We start from the raw sequence: 1,523 nt of genomic DNA, 5'->3' as shown, positions 1-1,523 counted from the left end.
ACCAGCGGCCAGCTGACGATTGTGGATCCCGACAGCGGCGAAGCCCATGTCGTGGCGCAATCGACCGCCCACGGGATTTACGGCGACTTCAGCATCGACGCCAACGGCGCCTGGAGCTACACCGGCAACGGCGCCCACAACGAGCTCACCGCCGGCCAGCAGGTCCAGGACCAGTTCACGGTGACCAGTCAGGACGGCACCGCGAGCGGCACCGTCACGGTCACGATTACCGGCACCAACGACGCGGCGACCGTCAGCTCGGACTCGAAGTCGGTGACCGAAGGCGACACGGCCGCCGCACTCAACACCTCTGGCCAGCTCACCATCACCGATCCCGACAGCGGCGAAGCCCATGTCGTGGCGCAGAGCAATGCGCACGGCAGCTACGGCGACTTTACGATCGATGCCGACGGCGCCTGGAGCTACACCGGCAACGGCGCTCATGACGAGCTCACCGCCGGCCAGCAGGTCCAGGATCAGTTCACGGTGACCAGCCAGGATGGCACCGCCTCCGGCACGGTGACGGTCACCATCACCGGCAGCAACGACGCGGCGACGGTCTCATCGGACTCGAAGTCCGTCAGCGAGGGCGACACCGCGGCGGCACTCAACACCTCAGGCCAGCTCACCATCACCGATCCCGACAGCGGCGAAGCCCATGTCGTGGCGCAGACGAACGTCCACGGGACCTATGGCGACTTCAGCATCGATGCTAACGGCGCCTGGAGCTACACCGGCAATGACGCGCACAATGAGCTCACTGCGGGCCAGCAGATGCAGGACCAGTTCACGGTGACCAGCCAGGACGGCACCGCCTCCGGCATCGTGACCGTGACCATCACCGGCAGCAACGATGCGGCGACAGTCTCTTCGGACTCGAAGTCCGTCACCGAAGGCGACACCGCCGCCGCCCTCAACACCTCGGGCCAGCTCACGATTGTGGATCCCGACACGGGCGAAGCCCATGTCGTGGCGCAGACGAACGTCCACGGGACCTATGGCGACTTCAGCATCGATGCTAACGGCGCCTGGAGCTACACCGGCAATGACGCGCACAATGAGCTCACTGCGGGCCAGCAGGTGCAGGACCAGTTCACGGTCACCAGCCAGGACGGCACCGCCTCCGGCACGGTGACGGTGACCATCACCGGCAGCAACGACGCGGCGACAGTCTCATCGGACTCGAAGTCCGTCACCGAGGGCGACACCGCGGCGGTGCTGAACACCAGCGGTCAGCTCAGCATCACCGACCCGGATACGGGCGAAGCCCATGTCGTCGCGCAATCGAACGTCCACGGCACCTATGGCGACTTCACGATCGATGCCGACGGCGCCTGGAGCTACGCCGGCAACGGCGCCCATGACGAGCTCACCGCCGGCCAGCAGGTCCAGGACCAGTTCACGGTGACCAGCCAGGACGGCACCGCCTCCGGCACGGTGACGGTGACCATCACCGGCAGCAATGATGCGGCGACAGTCTCATCGGACTCGAAGTCCGTCACCGAGGGCGACACCGCGGCGGT

At 66.4% G+C, this 1,523-nt stretch carries 1 protein-coding gene; it reads left to right on the top strand.

What is annotated here, in order from left to right; all coding sequences use genetic code 11:
• The coding region (locus RAD10_RS41375) for a VCBS domain-containing protein (protein WP_461621964.1) at positions 1 to 1,523 on the top strand (1,523 nt) is incomplete at both ends.

The organism is Bradyrhizobium sp. 23AC, from assembly GCF_054863025.1.
This window is presented reverse-complemented; position numbering and strand designations above follow the sequence as displayed.